The following is an 18,375-nucleotide window of genomic DNA, read 5'->3' as shown; positions in this document are numbered from 1 at the left end:
GCCCCGATCGCAAGCACCTGTGTTTCGGCCTTTTGGCCGTTAAACGCGCTTTGGTGTAGACATCCGGGGGCCGCAGATCATGCAGCCCCCGGACAATTCAGTCTTGGCAATTAGCCTGCGTTACGTACGCGCTCACGCTGCTCTACGTAGAATGCGTCAGACTTGGACAGCCATTCGGCAGAAGAGGTCAGCGACGCTTCGAAGCTGGCGCGTGTTTTTGCAAACAGCTCGTCGCCCATGTTTTCGTCCATGACCTCTTTGGAGGCCGCGCCAAATGCATCCCAAACGTCGTCTGTGAACTGCATGGTTTTCACACCCTGCTGCTGCAGACGGGACAGAGCGGCACCGTTGTTGGCAAGTGTTTCTGCCAGCTGGATGTGCGTTGTCGCCATTGTGGAATATTCGATGATCTTCTGGTGCGCAGGTGACAGGTCATTGAACACGTCGAGGTTTACCGCACATGCAAGACCGGAGCCTGGCTCGTGGAAGCCCGCAGTGTAGTACACTTTGGCAACTTCCTGGAAACCGGCGCGTTCGTCCGCGAATGGGCCAACCCACTCCAGACCGTCCAGAGCGCCCGAAGACAGGGCCTGATACAGTTCGCCGCCTGGGATGTTCTGAACGGATGCGCCCAGTTTACCCAGAACCTTGCCACCGAGGCCAGGCATACGGAATTTCAAGCCGTTGAAGTCCGCCGCGGAGCCGATTTCCTTGCGGAACCAACCACCGGACTGGGAACCGGAGTTACCAGCAAGGAAGGATTTCAGGTTGAAGATCTCGCCCAGTTCGTTGTGCAGATCATGGCCGCCACCGTGGTGGTACCAGTTTGTCAGCTCTTGCGCGGTGCCGCCGAATGGTACGGCAGTATAGTAAGCATAGGCAGGGTGCTGGCCGATATAGTAGTAGTCGGCAGAGTGGTACATGTCGGCCTGACCGGAGGATACCGCGTCAAACACTTCGAATGCGCCAACCAGTTCGCCCGGTGCTTTCTTGTCGATGGTCAGAGTGCCGTCAGACATCTCGTTAACCATGTTGTTCAGATATGTGGCCGCATCGTCCAGCACGGCAAAACCGCGTGGCCAAGATGTTACCATTGTCAGTGTGCGCTTGCCTTGTGCATACGCAGGTGCTGCCAACGTTGTGGCTGCGGCGGCTGTCCCGCCAAGTGCAGATGTCTTCAGAAATGAACGACGATCCATTGGATACTCCTCCCAAATTACCGCGCCTGATACGCATTTTCGCACGCACAGGTCGCTTCAAGTGACGCTACAGTAACGGGCGCAGCCGTTTTTGAAATACCTACTACTACGTATAGGGCCGCCTCGATTGTCGGATTCGGTAAGATTTTTTGACCGAAATCTGCGAAATAGGGCGATTTCCACCCCCGGCTTAGGGGGATGACAGCCTCTCGGGGCTTTGATTCGGGGCAGATTCGGCGTATCGAATCGTTATGCGCCGTCCGCTTTCCTTTCTGTCTCCCAGCTATGCGCAAAAGCTCACGCTGCTTGCCACGGTGCCGCTGATTGCGGCGGTGGCGGCGATTGCGATGATTGTGGCCTTGCAGGCGCGCGCACTGGCAGAGCGTGAAATCACCACCCTTGAGACCCAGTTAATCGAGGCCAAGAAAGCCGAGTTGCACAATTACGTGACGCAGGCCCGCAACGGGTTTTACTTTGTCTATGGCCGCGCCGCGCCTGATGATGATGCGGCCAAGGCGCAGGTGACACAGATCCTGTCGGCGATGATCTATGGCGATGACGGGCAGTTCTTTGTCTATGATTATGACGGCAACGCCATCGTCAGCCCGCGCCAGACCGAGCGGATCAATGAAAACTGGACCGGCCTGACCGACAGCGAAGGCACGCCGGTGGTGGATGAGTTGATCCGCATTGCCCGTGCCGGCGCCGGGTATCACACCTATCTCTGGCCCAAGCCCTCGACCGGGGAAGAGGCGCGGATGATCACCTATGTGACTTCCTTCCCCTCCTGGCAGTGGGCCGTGGGCACGGGCGTGTTCATCGATGATGTGCTGGCCTCGGTCGCCAATGCCCGCGCCGATGTGGAGGCCCGCGTGCAGCGCACCTTTGTCTATATCGGCGGGATTACCCTTTTGGCGCTTTTGGTGGTTTTTGCCACGGGTATGTTCATCAACCTGCACGAACGGCGGCTGGCCGATGCCAAGCTCAAGAAACTGACCTTGCGGGTGTTTGACGCCCAAGAAGAGGAACGCGGACGGGTGGCGCGGGAATTGCATGACGGGATCAGCCAGATTTTGGTCGGGGTCCGCTATGCGCTGGACAACGCGCGGCGGCGCTTGGAACGGGGCGACCCCAAGGCCGAAGAGCCGCTGAACAAAGGCATCACCACCCTCGCCGATGCGATTTCCGAGGTCCGCCGGATCAGCCGTGATCTGCGCCCCGGTGCGCTTGACGATCTGGGCCTTGGCCCGGCCATCAAGACCCTGACCGAAGAATTTGAGGCCCGCACCGGGATCACCTGCACATTTGATACGGTCGTGTTCCGCAACCGGCTTGATAATGACGCCAAGATCGCCCTCTACCGGATCGCGCAAGAAGCCTTGACCAATGTGGAACGGCATTCGGGGGCAACACGGGTGGAAATTGATCTGCGCGGTCACCGGCGCGGTGCCACCCTTCGGATCAGGGACAACGGCAAAGGGCTGACCACGGGCCGCAGCGCTGGATCATCGGGGCTGGGCCTGCGCAACATGCAAGAACGCATGGACCAATTGGGCGGCACACTGCGACTGATTGAAGCGAAAGGCGGCGGGACCACAATTGAGGCCAACGTGCCATTGACGCATCTGTTGCCGCCTGAAAAGACAGAGGCCAAGCCAACAAAGGTTGCCGCAGAATGACCCAAAAGACCAAAGTTCTGATTGTCGATGATCACCCAATGGTTGCCGAAGGCATTCAATCTATTCTCGAAAGCTATGACGATGTCGCAGTGGTCGGCACCGCTTTCAATGGCCGCGATGTGATGGACCGGCTTGAAACACTGGACCCCGATGTGATCCTGATGGATCTCAACATGCCGGAGATTGGCGGGCTGACCGCCACGGAAATGGTGCTTGAGCGCCGCCCCGGCACGCGGGTCGTGATCCTCACCATGCATGACAGCCCGGAATATATCTCGTCCGCCCTCAGCCACGGCGCAATGGGGTATCTGCTCAAGGATGTGCCAACCGACGAGATCAAACTGGCGATTGATACCGTTATGCAGGGCCAGCGATATCTGTGCACCGGCGCGCAGGGTTCGATTGCCCCCAAAGAGGGCGAGCCGCGTGAGGCACTGACAGAACGCGAACAGACGATTTTGCTGCAACTGGCGGCGGGCAAATCCAATAAAGAGGTGGCTGTGGCGCTTGAGATTTCCGTGCGCACCGTCGAGACCCACCGTAAAAACATCAAACGCAAACTGGGCATTTCCAGCACCGCCGGGCTGACCCGTTATGCGCTGGAACACGGGGTTTTGCAGGGCACAGGTGTGCGCCTTTAACGGGCTGGCCTGCCGAAACGACGGATTCTGACGCTGAAACGTCAGAAAATCTGCCCGATATTTCGGAAAATTACCTCCGCACAACCTTACGTGAAACAAAATGTCGCATTTTTCACCCTCAGAGACATAAATTCTGCCGGATTGGCTGTTGACGCCCCCTGCCCGCGATTCTAATGTCGCGCCACGTTTAAGGAGCCTTTGAGATTATGACTAACCTAGTCGTCATTGTAGGACACACGCGCATGGGCCGGTAACGGTAAACCATAATCCTTCCCATGCGCCCCCGAAAATCGGGGGCTTTTTTATGCGCAACACAAATATTGCCTTACGGAGCAAGACCATGACACGCCAGATGACCGGAGCCAAAATGATCGTACAAACCCTGATTGATCAGGGTGTCGATACCGTCTTTGGATATCCAGGGGGGGCGGTGCTACCGATTTATGACGAGGTGTTTCAGCAAAACAGCATCAAACATATTCTGGTGCGCCACGAACAAGGTGCGGTGCATGCCGCCGAGGGCTATGCCCGCTCGACCGGGAAACCCGGAGTGGTTCTTGTGACCTCTGGCCCCGGTGCCACCAATGCCGTGACCGGCCTCACCGATGCATTGCTCGATAGCATCCCGATTGTGGTTCTGACCGGACAGGTGCCAACCTTCATGATCGGCTCTGACGCCTTTCAAGAGGCCGATACCGTCGGCATCACCCGGCCCTGCACCAAGCACAACTGGCTGGTGAAAGAGACCGACCAATTGTCCGGTGTCCTGCACGAAGCATTTCATGTCGCCACCTCAGGCCGTCCCGGTCCGGTTCTGGTGGACATTCCAAAGGACGTGCAGTTTGCCACCGGCACCTATACGCCCAAGGCACCCTCGACCTCGCACTATCAACCCAAGGTCAAAGGCGACCTTGAGGAAATCACCGAACTGGTGGCGGCGATGGAAAAAGCCAAGCGTCCGGTGTTTTACACCGGCGGCGGGGTGATCAACTCGGGGCCCGGCGCAAGCCAGCTGTTGCGTGAATTGGTTGAGGCCACCGGCTTTCCGATCACCTCTACGTTGATGGGCCTGGGTGCCTATCCGGCTTCGGGTGAAAAGTGGCTCGGGATGCTGGGCATGCACGGGCTTTACGAGGCCAACATGGCGATGCATGGCTGCGATCTGATGATCAACATCGGGGCGCGGTTTGATGACCGGATCACTGGCGTTGTTGACAGCTTTAGCCCCAAGTCGAAAAAAGCCCATATCGACATTGATCCCTCCTCGATCAACAAGGTGATCCGCATCGACATCCCGATTGTTGGCGATGTCGGCCATGTGCTTGAGGATCTGCTCAAGGTCTGGAAATCGCGCGGCCGGAAAACCAACTCCGAAGCGGTCGCCAAATGGTGGCAGCAGATCGAGGAATGGCGCAGCGTTGATTGCTTGAAGTTCAAGCAAGAAGGCAAGGTGATCCGCCCGCAATATGCACTGTCCCGCCTTGAAGAGCTGACCAAGAAACATGACCGCTATATCTGTACCGAAGTGGGCCAGCACCAGATGTGGGCGGCGCAATACCTCGGCTTTGAAGATCCGAACCGCTGGATGACATCGGGCGGATTGGGCACCATGGGATATGGTTTTCCGGCGTCGATTGGCGTGCAGATGGCGCATCCCGAAAGCCTCGTGATCAACGTGGCGGGTGAGGCGTCCTGGCTGATGAACATGCAGGAAATGGGCACTGCGATCCAATACAACCTGCCTGTGAAACAGTTCATCTTGAACAACGAACGCCTTGGCATGGTGCGCCAGTGGCAGGAATTGCTGCATGGTGAACGCTATTCCCAAAGCTGGTCAGAGGCTTTGCCCGACTTTGTGAAACTGGCCGAAGCCTTTGGTGCGAAAGGGATTATCTGCTCTGACCCGGCGGATCTGGACGATGCGATCATGGAAATGCTGAATTATGATGGTCCGGTGATTTTTGATTGTCTGGTGGAAAAGCACGAGAACTGCTTCCCGATGATCCCGTCAGGCAAAGCGCACAACGAGATGCTGTTGGGCGATGCGCAGACCCAAGGCGTGATCGACGCAAAGGGCAGTGTTCTTGTTTAAGCCCGGCCTCATAGCAGCTTCTCTGATCGCGGTCTGCCTGCCATTTTCGGCGGGCGCTCAATTGACTGCGGCTCTGGAAAGCAAAGTGACGATTGTTGCGCCCCGGTCTTTGAACACCAATCAGGCCGATGCCTTTGAGGAGTTCGTGAATGACAGTCGCTACAACGGCGCATTTTATGTGTCCCAGAATGGCGGATTTCATTGGCGCACAAACCTAAACTCACTGGCCGCCGCCAAACGCCTGACTGGTCAGGCTTGCAATTTGAATGGAAGAAACTGCCAAATCTACGCCACGCTGACCCCAAAATCGGCGCGGCTGAGCAAAGCGATCGAAGGCCTTTCCCAAACCGCTGCGCGAGACGCCGAAGCTTGGGCGCGCCAGAATACAAAAGATGGAAGGTCGGTCGCCGTTGCGGCCAGCGGATATGCCGGATGGGCCGGTTGGCGTGGCAAGTCCTCATCGGCCAAGCTCCGCTCTTCGGCATTGAACCACTGCGGCGATCTACTGCGTGCCAGGATCAAGCGGCTAGAGGCAAAGCAACGCGAGGCACTTGAGCAGGAAGGCCTGCTGCAGTGCAAAATTATATTTACTCAACCCACGAGGTAACCAACATGTCAGCCCTAAAAATCAAAAAAGGCGCCACCTCGCACTCCGCCTATAACCTACGTCCAAATTTTTCGGACGTGATTGAACGTCACACGCTGGCGGTGCTGGTCGAAAACGAGCCGGGTGTACTGGCCCGCGTGATCGGCTTGTTTTCGGGTCGCGGTTACAACATCGACAGCCTGACAGTGGCCGAGGTCGATCACACCGGCCATCTGTCGCGCATTACCATTGTGACGTCAGGCACACCACAGGTCATCGAACAGATCAAGGCACAACTGGGCCGGATCGTTTCGGTGCATGACGTGCATGATTTGACGGTTGAAGGCGCCAGTGTTGAGCGTGAGTTGGCGATGTTTAAAGTGTCCGGCAAAGGTGATCACCGGGTTGAGGCGCTGCGCCTTGCGGATATTTTCCGCGCCAATGTGGTGGACAGCACGCTGGAAAGCTTTGTGTTTGAGATCACCGGTGCGCCAGAAAAGATTGACGCATTTGCCGATCTGATGCGCCCCTTGGGCCTTGTCGAAGTGGCACGCACTGGCGTGGCTGCCCTGTCGCGGGGAGACTGACGACCCCGGCTGCACTTCGAGGCGGTTTTTCAGGCTTCCAGTGCAGCCCGCTCTTGAACTTTGGCCGTTTTATCAGCCTCAAAAGGCAGGATCTTGGCGCTGCCCGAGCGCGTCCTCGCCTTTTTCATTTGTCCTGCAGTCGCCTTCAACTGGCCGGGCAGATCTGCGCGGCCATGGCCCGAAATGAGCCGGGGGTTGGACGCAAGCCGCATCTTTTCATCGGTCGAGACGTCAAAGCAAACCATGTCACCGGCGGTCAGCGCCGAGGCGGGAGAATTCTGTGGGTCTTTTGAACGGAAATAGGCCAGATCGCCTTGATCCTCACACCAAAACACAGCTTTGGCCACCACAGGATCACTCCACAAAAAAATTCCAATCATTGGTTAAGCCCCCGAAATTTATGCCTAACAACTAGTTATCAACAACCTCAGGGACTTTTGTAGCGTCTAAATTGAAACGTATGCTGGCATTTTGTGTCGGATTACCGCATAAGGTGATACAATACAGCGTCACACCTGACACCAATTAGCGTCAGATCGAGCAGTGCATCCTCGACGCATAGGGGAGTCGAATTTTGCAAAAACAATCAGAAGATGCGCACTTGCGTCAAGGTGAAAAGCGGTCTCCAGCTGAATTACGCACCATTTTCGGGATGAACCTGAGAAAATTGGCGGAAAACTTCTCATCCGTTGCCGAATTGACCCGCCAGCTTGGTATCAACCGCACTCAATTTAACCGGTATCTCGCTGGCGAAAGCTTTCCCCGGCCCGATGTTCTGGACCGGATTTGCCGGTTTTTTGATATTGATGCCCGAATTTTACTTGAGCCGGTCGATGACATTCGCCTGTCCCAGGAACGCAGTGCGAATGGGGTTCTGACTGATTTTCTGGGCCTCCAATCGGCATCCGTATCAGAAGAGCTTTTTCCAACCGGGTTCTACCGCTTTGCCAGGCGCAGCTTTATCAACCCCGATGATTTTGTAACCGGCCTTTTGCATATCACGCGCCAAGGCACCCAAACCAGTTTGCGCGGCTATGAGACGACCGCCGCCATGCGCACTCAGGATTTGCCGACCCATCCCCAGACCCGCGTGTTTGGCGGGTTGATTTTCCGGCAGGAGAACGGCATCGCGATCTTTGCGGCGCGGCGCAACGCGATGACCTCCTCGTTCAACTATCTCACGCGGGTCGCGTCCTTTGAAAACAACTTTTGGGTTGGTTATGTCACCCGTACTGTTGGCGAAGACGCGGTCGGAACCCGCGCCACCCGGCTTGTTTATGACTACCTCGGGACCGAGTTCCGCAGCGCCCTGCAAGCCCGGCGCCAGGCCGGATTTTGCAAGGTTGACGATCTCAGCCCGTTCCAGCGCCGTCTGCTCCGCCCCGACGAACCTTTTGCCTAGACCGACATATGTCGCCCGTGAACAACTCGGGTCGTTTGTGAATTTTAGCGCCGATGGGGGCCGTGGTACTCTTGTTTCCAACAGGAGAAAGCATCATGGACCATTCGACCACCGATCTGAGCAACGTGCGCCGCCCCATTGAAACAGCCAATGGTCTGCCCAACGGGCACTACATTGATGCCAGCATCTTTGACGAAGAGAAACAGGCCGTGCTGTTTGACAATTGGGCTGGCCTTGCCGTTGCCGCCGATGTGCCAGAGGTCGGTGATGCGGTTCCGGTAACCTTCCTGAACATGCCATTGTTGATTGTACGCGACAAGCAGGGCCATGTGCGGGTGTTTCAGAACACCTGTCGCCATCGGGGCATGATCCTGGTGGAAGAGCCACGCAAGATCGAAGGCGCAATTCGCTGCCCCTATCACAGCTGGTGCTATTCCACCGATGGCCGTCTGGTCAGCACGCCGCATGTCGGCGGTCCAGGACAAAACACCCATGACGGCATTGACCGCGCCCTGCTGGGCTTGATCGAGATCCGCAGTCACATCTGGATGGGTGTCATTTTCATCAATGTGTCCGGCACCGCCCCCGCCTTTGAGGATGCCCATGCTGACCTGCAGGCGCGGTGGTCGGAATTTGACAAACCGCTTTATCATGGCGGCGCGGGCAGCTCGTTTCAGCTTGAGGTCAACTGCAACTGGAAACTGGCCGTCGAGAATTACTGCGAAAGCTATCATTTGCCTTGGGTGCACCCCGGCCTCAACAGCTATTCCCGCCTGGAGGATCATTACCACATCGAAGCACAGGGGCGGTTCTCCGGCCAAGGTACCTTGGTCTATCGCCAGTTGACCGGTGAGAACGGCAGAACCTTCCCCGATTTCGAGAACCTGTCAGACAAATGGGACACTGCCGCCGAATATATCACAGTCTACCCCAACGTATTGTTGGGTGTGCACCGCGATCACACCTTTGCCATCGTGCTGGTGCCTGAGGGTCCGGAAAAGACAGTGGAGAACATTCACCTTTACTATTCCGCCGCCCAGACCGACCCCTATTTGCGCGCCCGCAACACCGAGCAATGGAAACAGGTTTTTGCCGAAGATGTCTTTGTCGTTGAAGGCATGCAGCGCGGTCGCCACGGGCCCAGCTTTGATGGCGGGCGGTTTTCACCGGCGATGGACGGGCCCACGCATATGTTCCATGATTGGGTCGCCAGCCAGCTTGAGCGGCACCGCAGTACGCCGCAAGCGGCGGAATGACCGATCTGGATCGTGATCTGCTGGCGGCGCATGCCGCTGGCGATACATCGGCCTTGGTTGCGCTATATGCACAGGCAGCCGAAGCGGCGAACAGCACCGATCAGGCCGCCTTTTACCTCACCCATGCACATGTTTTTGCGATGGAAGCCGGGCATCCTGACACGCCTGCATTGCGGCAACGGCTGATTGACATGGGCCGCGAATGCCCCCTTCCCGCGCCCAATCCGCCGCTTAGATAACCGGCGGGCGCTTCTGCGGCCAGCGTGTCGCCTCATGCCATTGCTGGGCAAGCTGCAATAGCCTTGCATCGCTCCCCTTCGGCCCGATCAGTTGCAGCCCGGCGGGCAAGCCATTCTGGCCAAATCCGGCGGGAATATTGACCACGGGCAGGCCCAGCAAACTGGCCGGAATCACCACCTGCATCCAGCGGTGGTAGGTGTCCATCGTAGTGCCGGCAATCTCTTTGGGAAAATCCAGCGTCACGTCAAACGGCCACATCTGCGCGGATGGCAGGACCAATACGTCATAACTCTCAAACAGCGTCACGGCTTTGCGGAACCAGTCAGAGCGGATCTCGCTGGCCCGCTGCACATCCATCGCGCTGAGGGCCAAACCGCGCTCAATCTCCCAGATGGCGGCGGGTTTGAGCATGGCGCGGGTATCAGGGTTTTCATGCAACGCCCGCGCCCCGCCCGCCACTGCAAAAGAGCGCATGGTGATCCAACTGTCCCAGATCGCGCCGGAATCAAATGGCGCGTTGACCGGCACAACCTCATGGCCCAATCCGCCCATCTGCGCCAAAGCGGCGGCGCTGACGTCCAACAGCCCGTCCTCAAACGGCAGCGCCCCGTCCCAATCCCCAAGCCAGCCAATGCGCTGCGACGGCAAGTCATCTGCCAGTTGCGGCAAGGTCGCGGCCTGACCGTGGCTGAGCGGTTGCCGCGGATCCGCGCCCGTCATGGTATCAAGCAAAGCGGCCAAATCTGCCGGGCAGCGGGCCATCGGGCCAGCCGTGGCCAGCTGATGTAAAAACAAATCCCCAGCAGGTTCTCCGGGTACCGTGCCCCAGCCGGGGCGCATGCCATAGACGTTGTTCCAGCCCGCCGGATTGCGCAGCGACCCCATCATGTCCGACCCATCCGCCACAGCAAGCATCCGTGTGGCCAAAGCCGCCGCCGCCCCGCCCGACGATCCACCACAAGACCGCGCCGGATCATATGGGTTGGTGGTGGCGCCATGCACCGGGTTATACGTGTGCGAGCCTAGGCCGAACTCAGGCGTGTTGGTCTTGCCAATCACAATCGCCCCTGCCGCCCTGATCCGCGCCACTGGCAGATCATCCTGAAGGGCCATTTGCCCGGCAAAGATGGGAGAGCCTTGCGAGGTCGGCAACCCTTCGGCATTGGCCAAATCCTTGATCGCAATGGGTATGCCATGCAACCACCCGCCGCGCGGGCTATTGTCCGCCGCTGCGGCTTCGGCCAAAAGCGCATCAGGATCGCGCAGCGACACGATTGCGTTCACCGTGCCGTTCACAGCCGCAATGCGATCAAGCGTGGCCTGCATCACCTCACGCACCGATAGATCACGCCGCTCAAGCGCGGAAGACAGCTCAAGCGCATCCAGTTCTAAAATATCCATAGGGTGATGAGACCAAGACTGCGGTCGCTGCGCAATCCCATTTCTTTCTGGCTCTCAATAATCTGGGGGAATCGCGGCCTGCCGCGATGGGGGCAAAGCCCCCGGCCCGGTCAGTCGCCCTGCGCTTCGGCCCGGCTTTTGCCACTTACGGCCAATGCCAGTGTCGCCCCCATCAAACCGTCCAGATCACCGTCCAGCACCCCTTTGGTGTCGGAGGTCTCGTAGTTGGTGCGCAGGTCTTTGACCATCTGATAGGGTTGCAACACGTAAGACCGGATCTGATTGCCCCAGCCCGCATCGCCCTTGTTTTCGTGCATCTCGTTCACAGCGGCGTTCCGGCGGTCCAGCTCCAACTGATAAAGACGGCTTTTCAGGGCCTTCATCGCGATATCGCGGTTCTGGTGCTGGGATTTCTCTGATGACGTCACCACAATGCCGGTGGGAGCGTGGGTGATGCGCACGGCGGAATCGGTGGTGTTGACGTGCTGTCCGCCCGCACCCGAGGACCGATAGGTATCGATACGAATGTCGGATGGGTTTACCTCAATCTCGATGTTGTCATCCACCACCGGATAGACCCCGACAGAGGTAAAGGAGGTGTGGCGTTTGGCGGCGGAATCAAACGGGCTGATCCGGACCAGACGGTGGACGCCGCTTTCGGATTTCAGCCAGCCATAGGCGTTTACGCCGCTGATCTTGTAGGTGGCAGATTTGATGCCCGCCTCTTCGCCCGCGCTTTCGGCCTGCAATTCGACCTTATAGCCCTTTTTCTCGGCCCAGCGGACATACATCCGCGCCAGCATGCTGGCCCAGTCACAGCTTTCGGTGCCGCCCGCGCCGGAGTTGATTTCAAGAAAGGTGTCATTGCCGTCGGCCTCGCCGTCCAGCAGGGCTTCAAGCTCCTTTTGGGCGGCTTTCTCGGCCAGCGCCTTCAGCGCGGATTCGGCGTCGGCGACCACTTCGTCGTCCTCTTCCATCTCGCCCAGTTCGATCAGCTCGATGTTGTCGGCCAGCTCTTGCTTGATGCCCTCATAGGTGTCGATGGCATCGACCAGCATCTGGCGATCCCGCATCAGTTTCTGCGCTGCATCCGGATCATCCCAGAGGTTCGGGTCTTCGACGCGCGCGTTAAATTCCTCCAGCCGGTGCTGGGCGGTTTCAACGTTCAAACGCTGCGCCAGCAGTTCCAGGGATTTCCCGATCTGATCTGCCGTGTTTTGTGCTTCTGCGCGCATGGGTGCCTGCCTTCATCTGGGTTCAAGGCGGGATAAACCAGCCCGCGCGGCGCAGCAAGCCGCAGGGCGGTTTTCCCGGACCTGTTTGGTTAATAAAGACCACCTGAGGACAATGTCCCAAACGTGGCCTTGGGGCCGACCACGGCTTTTTTGCCGGTTGAGGTGGTGACCTCGCGCCCGCCCCCGCCCAGTTCCTCGACCAATGGCAAATCACCGCCCATGGCAAAGCCGCCATCAAACATGATGCCAAAGATCGGCTCTTCGCCATCGCGGAAACATTCAGAGACAACATTGTTCCCCGAAGCTCCATCGCTGAGCCGTGCACCGGTAAAGCGGTCGATGTTGATGAACACACAGCTGTCGGGCGCTTTGAAATCGCCGCCGCCATATTTCTTGATCGCTTGGGACATAAACCGCTGGAACACCGGCGCACAGAGCGCGCCGCCGCCCGACCCCCGGCCCATGGCACGGGGCGTGTCAAACCCGATATAACAGCCCGCGACGATGTTGGAGGAAAAGCCGACAAACCAAGCGTCTTTCTCGTCGTTTGTGGTGCCGGTTTTGCCTGCAATCGGCACGGGCAGATTGACGGCTTTGCGGGCGGTGCCGCGTTCGACCACACCGCGCATCATCGAGGTCAGCTGATAGGCCGTGACCGGATCCATCACCCGTTCACGGTTGGAAATCACCCTTGGGGCTTGGCCCGGAGTGAGGCTGACCTGTTTGCAATCGTTGCACAGACGTTGGTCATGTTGGTAAACGGTGCGCCCGTAACGGTCCTGCACCCGGTCCACCAGCGTGGGTTGAACCCGCTCACCGCCATTGGCGAACATCGCATAGGCCGACACCATCTGATAGAGCGTGGTTTCCTGCGCCCCAAGCGCATTGGCCAGCACCGGTGAGAGGTTGTCATAGACGCCAAAACGTTCGGCATAGCTGCCGACCACATCCATGCCGACCTCCTGGGCCAGTCGGATGGTCATCAGGTTCCGCGATTGTTCGATGCCGGTGCGCAGCGGCGTTGGCCCGTAGAATTTATGCGAGGCGTTCTTGGGCCGCCACACGCCTTGCGGGGTGTCGATCTCGATCGGGGCGTCTACAACAATGGTGGCCGGGCTATAGCCGCTGTCGAGTGCGGAGGCATAGACAAAGGGTTTGAAGCTTGAGCCGGGCTGGCGGCGGGCCTGGGTCGCGCGGTTGAACACCGAGGCCTGATAGGAAAAGCCGCCCTGCATGGCGATCACGCGCCCGGTGTCCGCGTCCATGGCAACAAAACCGCCCTGCACCTGAGGCACCTGCCGCAACGTCCAGCGGATAAAGCTGCCATCGTCATCCGCAGTCATCCGGCGCACCAGAACCACCTCGCCCACGCTCAGCAGATCACCGGCGACACGGGCCTTTTTCGCCAGCTTCCCGTCTTCAAGCCGTTTGCGGGCCCATTGGACATCCTTGGCGGGAATCCAATGGCCGTCTGCGTCCTCTTCAACGCCTTCGATGCCAATGCGGGCGTCATTATCGCCGATCTCAAGCACCACAGCGGGATACCATTGGTTTTCCAGGTCAATGTCGCGGGGCACACGCAGATCAGCCAGTGCGGCACGCCATTTCTCTTCGGTTTCAAGCGCTTCGGCAGGAAGGCTCTCGCCGGTTCCGCGCCAGACACCACGGCCACGGTCGTATTGTTCCAGTTGCAGACGCAGTGCGTTGGCGGCGATGGGCTGCATCTCGTTGTCGATGGTGGCACGAACGGTCAGACCGCCGGTGAAAAACTCACCTTCGCCAAAGTTTTCGGACAATTGTCGGCGAATTTCATCGGTGAAATAGTCACGCGGCGGCAGTTCGGCTTTGAAGCTTTCGAAATCGCCGTTCTGGACCGACCGCAGCGGCAAGGCCTTTTCGGCCTCATACTCCGCCTTGGGAATGTAGCCGTTTTCGAACATCTCCCGCAGCACAAAGTTGCGCCGTGACAATAGGCGTTCCTTGCGGCGCACGGGGTGGAAATCCGATGGCGCTTTGGGCAAAGACGCCAGAAACGCTGCCTCATGCGGGGCCAGTTCACCCAAGGTCTTGTTGAAATAGGTCTGGCTGGCCGCGGCCACACCATAGGAATTCTGGCCAAGGAAAATCTCGTTCAGGTAAAGCTCAAGGATTTTTTCCTTGGGCAGGGTTTCTTCCAGACGGGCGGCGAGGATGATCTCCTTGATCTTACGCTCGGCCCGGCGATCGCCGGACAACAGGAAGTTTTTCATCACCTGCTGGGTGATCGTGGAGGCCCCGCGCACATCGCGCCCGCGCGAGCGCACGGCATCAATCGCCGCCGCCGCAATACCGCGTAAATCGTAACCTTCGTGCTGATAAAAATTCTTGTCCTCAGCCGAAATAAACGCCTGCTTGATCAGGTCTGGAATGGTATCCGCCGGGGCAAACAGCCGCCGTTCCTTGGCAAATTCGTCGATCAAACGCCCCTGCCCCGAATAGATCCGGCTGATCGTTGGCGGGGTATATTGTGCAAGGCTTTCGTGGCTGGGCAGATCACGCCCGTACATCCAGAACACCGCCCCGATGGACAGCGCGACCATAGCCAGGCTCATGGTGATCGCGGTAAAAATACCGCCAAAGAAAGACAGGATGAAACGGAACACGAATGAACAACCTTTTCAGGGCAACGAGGTAGGGTCCGGTATACGCGGACCGGCGGCAATGGTCAAAACACGAAACGCACTGGCTTCGGCCAATCTTTGCCCATCCACTACGGGGCGGCGCAGGTGACGAAGTGGTTCTTTTTATTGCCGGATCAAAGGCTTGCGGGCTTCATCTTGATCGCGCCACGCCAATATCGCATCGGCCATCGCGTTGACCATGACCGCACGCCAGATCGGATCGCGCAGATTGTTGAGATCCCGCTTTGAACTCAGAAAGCCGATCTCGACCAGAACCGACGGGATATCTGCGGATTTGAGCACCGAAAAACCGGCCCGGCGCAGGGGGCGGCTGTTCATTGGGCCACCCGCGGCAGCCATGCCTTTGCTCAAGACCTGCGCCAGCGCGGTAGAGCGCGGTTCGGTTTCCTGACGGGCCAGATCCAGCAGAATGCTTGCCACCTGATCATCCGATCCGGTCAAATCAACACCGGCGATAATGTCGGCGCGGTTGTGCCGTGCGGCCAGATGCGCCGTTGCCGCATCACTGGCCTCGTCCGACAGGGTATAGACCGTCGCGCCCTTGGCCCCGCCTTGGGTCAGGCTGTCCGCATGCAGCGATATAAACATGTCGGCCTGCGCCTGATGGGCAATCGCCACGCGGGTTTCCAGCGCGACAAAGACGTCCTCGGACCGAGTCAGCACCACATCAACACCGCTGCGCTGCAAGGTCTCGCTCAGCGACAGGGCAAAGCGCAACATCAGGTCTTTCTCATCAACACCGTCGGTTTGGGCGCCCGGATCAATACCGCCGTGACCGGGATCCAGCGCCACAACAAAGCGGCCATCATCACGTTTTGTCATCGGCTTTCGAGGGGCGAGTGACATCGTCCACGAGGGATCAACCGCCACCCCTGCAGCCTTGGCAAATCTATCTTGAGATACCTCTTTGAGGATGATCTCAAGCCGCGCGGTGCCGCTGTTCTGATCAACGGGCATAGCGATCTGGTCGGGGATCATCGGCTCTGCCAGATCGGCGACCAGCCGCGACCAGCCGGGCTGAAAACTACCAAAGCGGATATCGGAGATCGCGCCCGGTTCAGGCAACAAATCCTCGCCGCTCAGGCCCGTCCAATCAACCTCGCGGAAATCCACCACCAACCGCGCCGGATCATTCAGAAGGAACACCCGGAACGGCACACCTTGGCTGAGGCCAAGGGTCAGTGAGGTCTTGCCGAACCAGCCCTCTTCGATCTTGCTTTGCTCAGGATCGACCCGCGCCAGGGCGGAAAGGCTTTGGGCATAGGCCCCCTGCGCCGTGATCATGATCACTGCCAATAGCTTGAGTATCGCCTGCATCCGCTCCACCGTTGTTTTCGGCTTGTTGTTGGGGTCAGGCTAACAGCTTTTGCCGATGCAGGCCAGCCGCAGAGGTTACTTGCGCTCTTGCATAAACGTCTTGAGCCGCGCCAGACCTTCGCGAATATCGACGGTACTGCGGGCATAGGAAAACCGCAGGGTGGTCGCGCCGCGCAGCGGATCGAAATCCAGCCCCGGCGTGACGGCCACGCCCGCCTGATCCAGAATTGCCGCTGCAAAGGCGCGGCTGTCCTGTGTCAGGTCAGAGACATCGGCATAGACATAAAATGCGCCATCCGGCGGGGCAAACTTGGTAAATCCGGCGTCTTTCAACCCTTCCAGCATCAAAGCGCGGTTGGCGCGGTAGACATCCATGTTGGCCTGCAATTCATCGTCACAATCCATCGCCGCAAGTGCTGCGATCTGGCTGGCGTGGGGGGCGCAAATAAACATGTTCTGGGCGATCCGTTCCACCACCCGCACATGATCTTCCGGCACCACCATCCAGCCGATGCGCCAGCCGGTCATTGAGAAATACTTGGAGAACGAATTGATCACATAGCAATCATCTGTCAGCTCCAGCGCGGTGACGGCCTTTTTCTCGTATTCGACCCCATGGTAAATCTCGTCCGAAATGAACGAGGCGTTCTGCGCGGCGCAGGCCTCGATCAAAGCGCCCATGGCGGGCCTGTCGAGCATGGTTCCGGTCGGGTTGGCCGGGGATGCCACCAGCAATCCGGCCAGATCCATATCGGCAAAATCGGCAGGCACCGGTTGATAGCGGTTTTCAAGTTGTGCAGGTAAATCAATGGGATCGAACCCCAGCGCCCGCAAGATCTGGCGATAACTGGGATAGCCCGGCGCGCCAATGCCAACCTTGTCATGGGTGTCAAACAGCGCAGTAAAGGCCAGGATAAACCCACCCGATGACCCCGGCGTGATCACCACACGCGATGGATCAAGATCGACGTTGTACCATTCGCCATACATCTGCGCGATCCGCGCCCGCAACGCCGGCAGGCCAAGCGCCACAGTATAACCCAGCGGCCCTTCATCCATCGCTTTTGCGAGGGCTGCGGTTGCGCCTTTGGGGGCGCCGGTGCCCGGCTGGCCGACCTCCATATGGATGATATGGCGGCCTGCGGCTTCGGCCGCGCTGGCGGCTTGCATCACGTCCATCACAATAAAGGGATCGACGGCGGACCGGGTTGATATGCGCATGGGCTTGCTCCTAGTGTTGCGATGTGTTTTCACCGGGTCTTGCGCATGCCGTCAACCCACATGCGACGAATGAAAGGTTTCCAATCATGATGCACCGCCTGATCGCGCCGATTTTTGCAGCTACGCTGGCTTTGCCCGCTGCTGCGATGGATTTGACAGAACTGACAGACGCCGAACGCGCCCAGTTCCGCGCCGAGGTGCGTGCCTATTTGATGGACAACCCCGAAGTGATCATGGAAGCGGTCACATTGCTGCAAAACCGTGAAGCCGAGGCGCAGGCCCGCGCGGATGACAATCTGGTCAGCGACAATGCCGCCGCGATCTTTGATGACGGATATTCCTGGGTTGGCGGCAATCCGGATGGTGATATCACGCTGGTCGAGTTTCTTGATTACCGCTGCGGCTATTGCAAACGCGCCCATGGCGAAGTGGCCAAGCTTTTGGAAACAGACGGGAATATCCGCCTGATTGTGAAAGAGTTTCCGATCTTGGGTGATCAATCGGTGCTGGCCTCACGCTTTGCCATTGCGACCAAGCAGATTGCTGGCGATGACAGCTACAAGGCGGTCAATGATGCGTTGATGGCCTATAACGGCGACGTCACCCTGCCTGCCCTGCGCCGTTTGGGCAGTACCTTTGGTCTGGAGATGGACGCGATCGAAGCCCGTATGGACAGCGACGAAGTGACGATGGAAATCGCCCAGACCCGCGCCTTGGCGCAACAGCTTAGCATTTCGGGCACGCCAACATTTGTGATGCACGACGAATTGCTGCGCGGCTATCTGCCGTTTGATCAGATGATGGCCTTGGTCGAAGAAAAGCGCGGCTGAGGCTACGA

At 58.4% G+C, this 18,375-nt stretch carries 16 protein-coding genes; 9 read left to right on the top strand and 7 right to left on the bottom strand.

Going from position 1 to position 18,375, the window contains the following annotated elements; all coding sequences use genetic code 11:
* Positions 1-110 precede the first annotated feature (110 nt).
* Positions 111-1,199 (bottom strand): TRAP transporter substrate-binding protein, encoded by a 1,089-nt coding sequence (locus C8N31_RS06760; protein WP_025048218.1) that lies wholly within the window; start codon positions 1,197-1,199, stop codon positions 111-113.
* A gap of 251 nt (positions 1,200-1,450) precedes the next feature.
* Here C8N31_RS06760 and C8N31_RS06755 point away from each other — a divergent pair, with 251 nt between their 5' ends.
* The 5 genes from C8N31_RS06755 to ilvN all read left to right on the top strand — a co-directional run bounded on the left by C8N31_RS06755 (position 1,451) and on the right by ilvN (position 6,784).
* Entirely contained in the window at positions 1,451-2,878 is a 1,428-nt protein-coding gene (locus C8N31_RS06755; protein WP_025048219.1) for a cache domain-containing protein, read from the top strand.
* The gene (locus tag C8N31_RS06750) at positions 2,875-3,519 is read left to right on the top strand and encodes a response regulator transcription factor (protein WP_025048220.1); all 645 of its coding nucleotides are present in this window, start codon (positions 2,875-2,877) and stop codon (positions 3,517-3,519) included. Before C8N31_RS06755 ends, C8N31_RS06750 begins: the two co-directional genes overlap by 4 nt.
* A gap of 340 nt (positions 3,520-3,859) precedes the next feature.
* On the top strand, positions 3,860-5,611 hold the full coding sequence (locus C8N31_RS06745; RefSeq protein ID WP_025048221.1) for an acetolactate synthase 3 large subunit: 1,752 nt from the start codon (positions 3,860-3,862) through the stop codon (positions 5,609-5,611).
* Positions 5,604-6,218 (top strand): hypothetical protein, encoded by a 615-nt coding sequence (locus C8N31_RS06740; protein WP_146173111.1) that lies wholly within the window; start codon positions 5,604-5,606, stop codon positions 6,216-6,218. The genes C8N31_RS06745 and C8N31_RS06740 overlap by 8 nt, the downstream gene beginning before the upstream one ends.
* Before the next feature lie 5 nt (positions 6,219-6,223).
* Complete coding sequence (gene ilvN / locus C8N31_RS06735) at positions 6,224-6,784, top strand: acetolactate synthase small subunit (protein ID WP_025048223.1); 561 nt, start codon at positions 6,224-6,226, stop codon at positions 6,782-6,784.
* Positions 6,785-6,813: 29 nt separating this feature from the next.
* Here the strand turns inward: ilvN and C8N31_RS06730 are convergent, their stop codons facing one another.
* Complete coding sequence (locus C8N31_RS06730) at positions 6,814-7,164, bottom strand: hypothetical protein (RefSeq protein WP_025048224.1); 351 nt, start codon at positions 7,162-7,164, stop codon at positions 6,814-6,816.
* Positions 7,165-7,436: 272 nt separating this feature from the next.
* Here C8N31_RS06730 and C8N31_RS06725 point away from each other — a divergent pair, with 272 nt between their 5' ends.
* The 3 genes from C8N31_RS06725 to C8N31_RS06715 all read left to right on the top strand — a co-directional run bounded on the left by C8N31_RS06725 (position 7,437) and on the right by C8N31_RS06715 (position 9,681).
* Positions 7,437-8,186, top strand: coding sequence for a helix-turn-helix domain-containing protein (locus tag C8N31_RS06725; RefSeq protein ID WP_051544605.1), 750 nt, complete (start codon positions 7,437-7,439; stop codon positions 8,184-8,186).
* A gap of 95 nt (positions 8,187-8,281) precedes the next feature.
* Positions 8,282-9,442, top strand: a complete 1,161-nt coding sequence (locus tag C8N31_RS06720; protein ID WP_025048226.1) for an aromatic ring-hydroxylating oxygenase subunit alpha — start codon at positions 8,282-8,284, stop codon at positions 9,440-9,442.
* The gene (locus C8N31_RS06715; protein ID WP_025048227.1) at positions 9,439-9,681 is read left to right on the top strand and encodes a hypothetical protein; all 243 of its coding nucleotides are present in this window, start codon (positions 9,439-9,441) and stop codon (positions 9,679-9,681) included. The genes C8N31_RS06720 and C8N31_RS06715 overlap by 4 nt, the downstream gene beginning before the upstream one ends.
* On the opposite strand, the gene C8N31_RS06710 is transcribed toward C8N31_RS06715, so the two are convergent.
* The 5 genes from C8N31_RS06710 to C8N31_RS06690 form a co-directional block, all read right to left on the bottom strand.
* A complete protein-coding gene (locus tag C8N31_RS06710) occupies positions 9,674-11,083 on the bottom strand; it encodes an amidase (RefSeq protein ID WP_025048228.1) in 1,410 nt (469 codons plus the stop codon). The genes C8N31_RS06715 and C8N31_RS06710 overlap by 8 nt on opposite strands.
* A gap of 110 nt (positions 11,084-11,193) precedes the next feature.
* On the bottom strand, positions 11,194-12,318 hold the full coding sequence (prfB, locus tag C8N31_RS06705; protein ID WP_025048229.1) for a peptide chain release factor 2: 1,125 nt from the start codon (positions 12,316-12,318) through the stop codon (positions 11,194-11,196).
* An 89-nt stretch (positions 12,319-12,407) separates the two neighbouring features.
* Entirely contained in the window at positions 12,408-14,960 is a 2,553-nt protein-coding gene (locus C8N31_RS06700; RefSeq protein ID WP_025048230.1) for a penicillin-binding protein 1A, read from the bottom strand.
* Between the two features lie 141 nt (positions 14,961-15,101).
* Positions 15,102-16,316 carry an N-acetylmuramoyl-L-alanine amidase gene (locus C8N31_RS06695; RefSeq protein ID WP_025048231.1) on the bottom strand — a complete coding sequence of 405 codons (1,215 nt, stop codon included), beginning with the start codon at positions 16,314-16,316 and terminating at the stop codon, positions 15,102-15,104.
* Positions 16,317-16,391: 75 nt separating this feature from the next.
* Positions 16,392-17,537 (bottom strand): pyridoxal phosphate-dependent aminotransferase, encoded by a 1,146-nt coding sequence (locus C8N31_RS06690; RefSeq protein ID WP_025048232.1) that lies wholly within the window; start codon positions 17,535-17,537, stop codon positions 16,392-16,394.
* A gap of 86 nt (positions 17,538-17,623) precedes the next feature.
* Between C8N31_RS06690 and C8N31_RS06685 the strand changes: the two genes are divergently transcribed.
* Positions 17,624-18,367 (top strand): DsbA family protein, encoded by a 744-nt coding sequence (locus C8N31_RS06685; protein ID WP_107992355.1) that lies wholly within the window; start codon positions 17,624-17,626, stop codon positions 18,365-18,367.
* Positions 18,368-18,375 lie beyond the last annotated feature (8 nt).

Origin of the sequence: Sulfitobacter mediterraneus (assembly GCF_003054325.1) — a bacterium.
In the GTDB taxonomy this organism is placed as follows: domain Bacteria; phylum Pseudomonadota; class Alphaproteobacteria; order Rhodobacterales; family Rhodobacteraceae; genus Sulfitobacter; species Sulfitobacter mediterraneus.
This window is presented reverse-complemented; position numbering and strand designations above follow the sequence as displayed.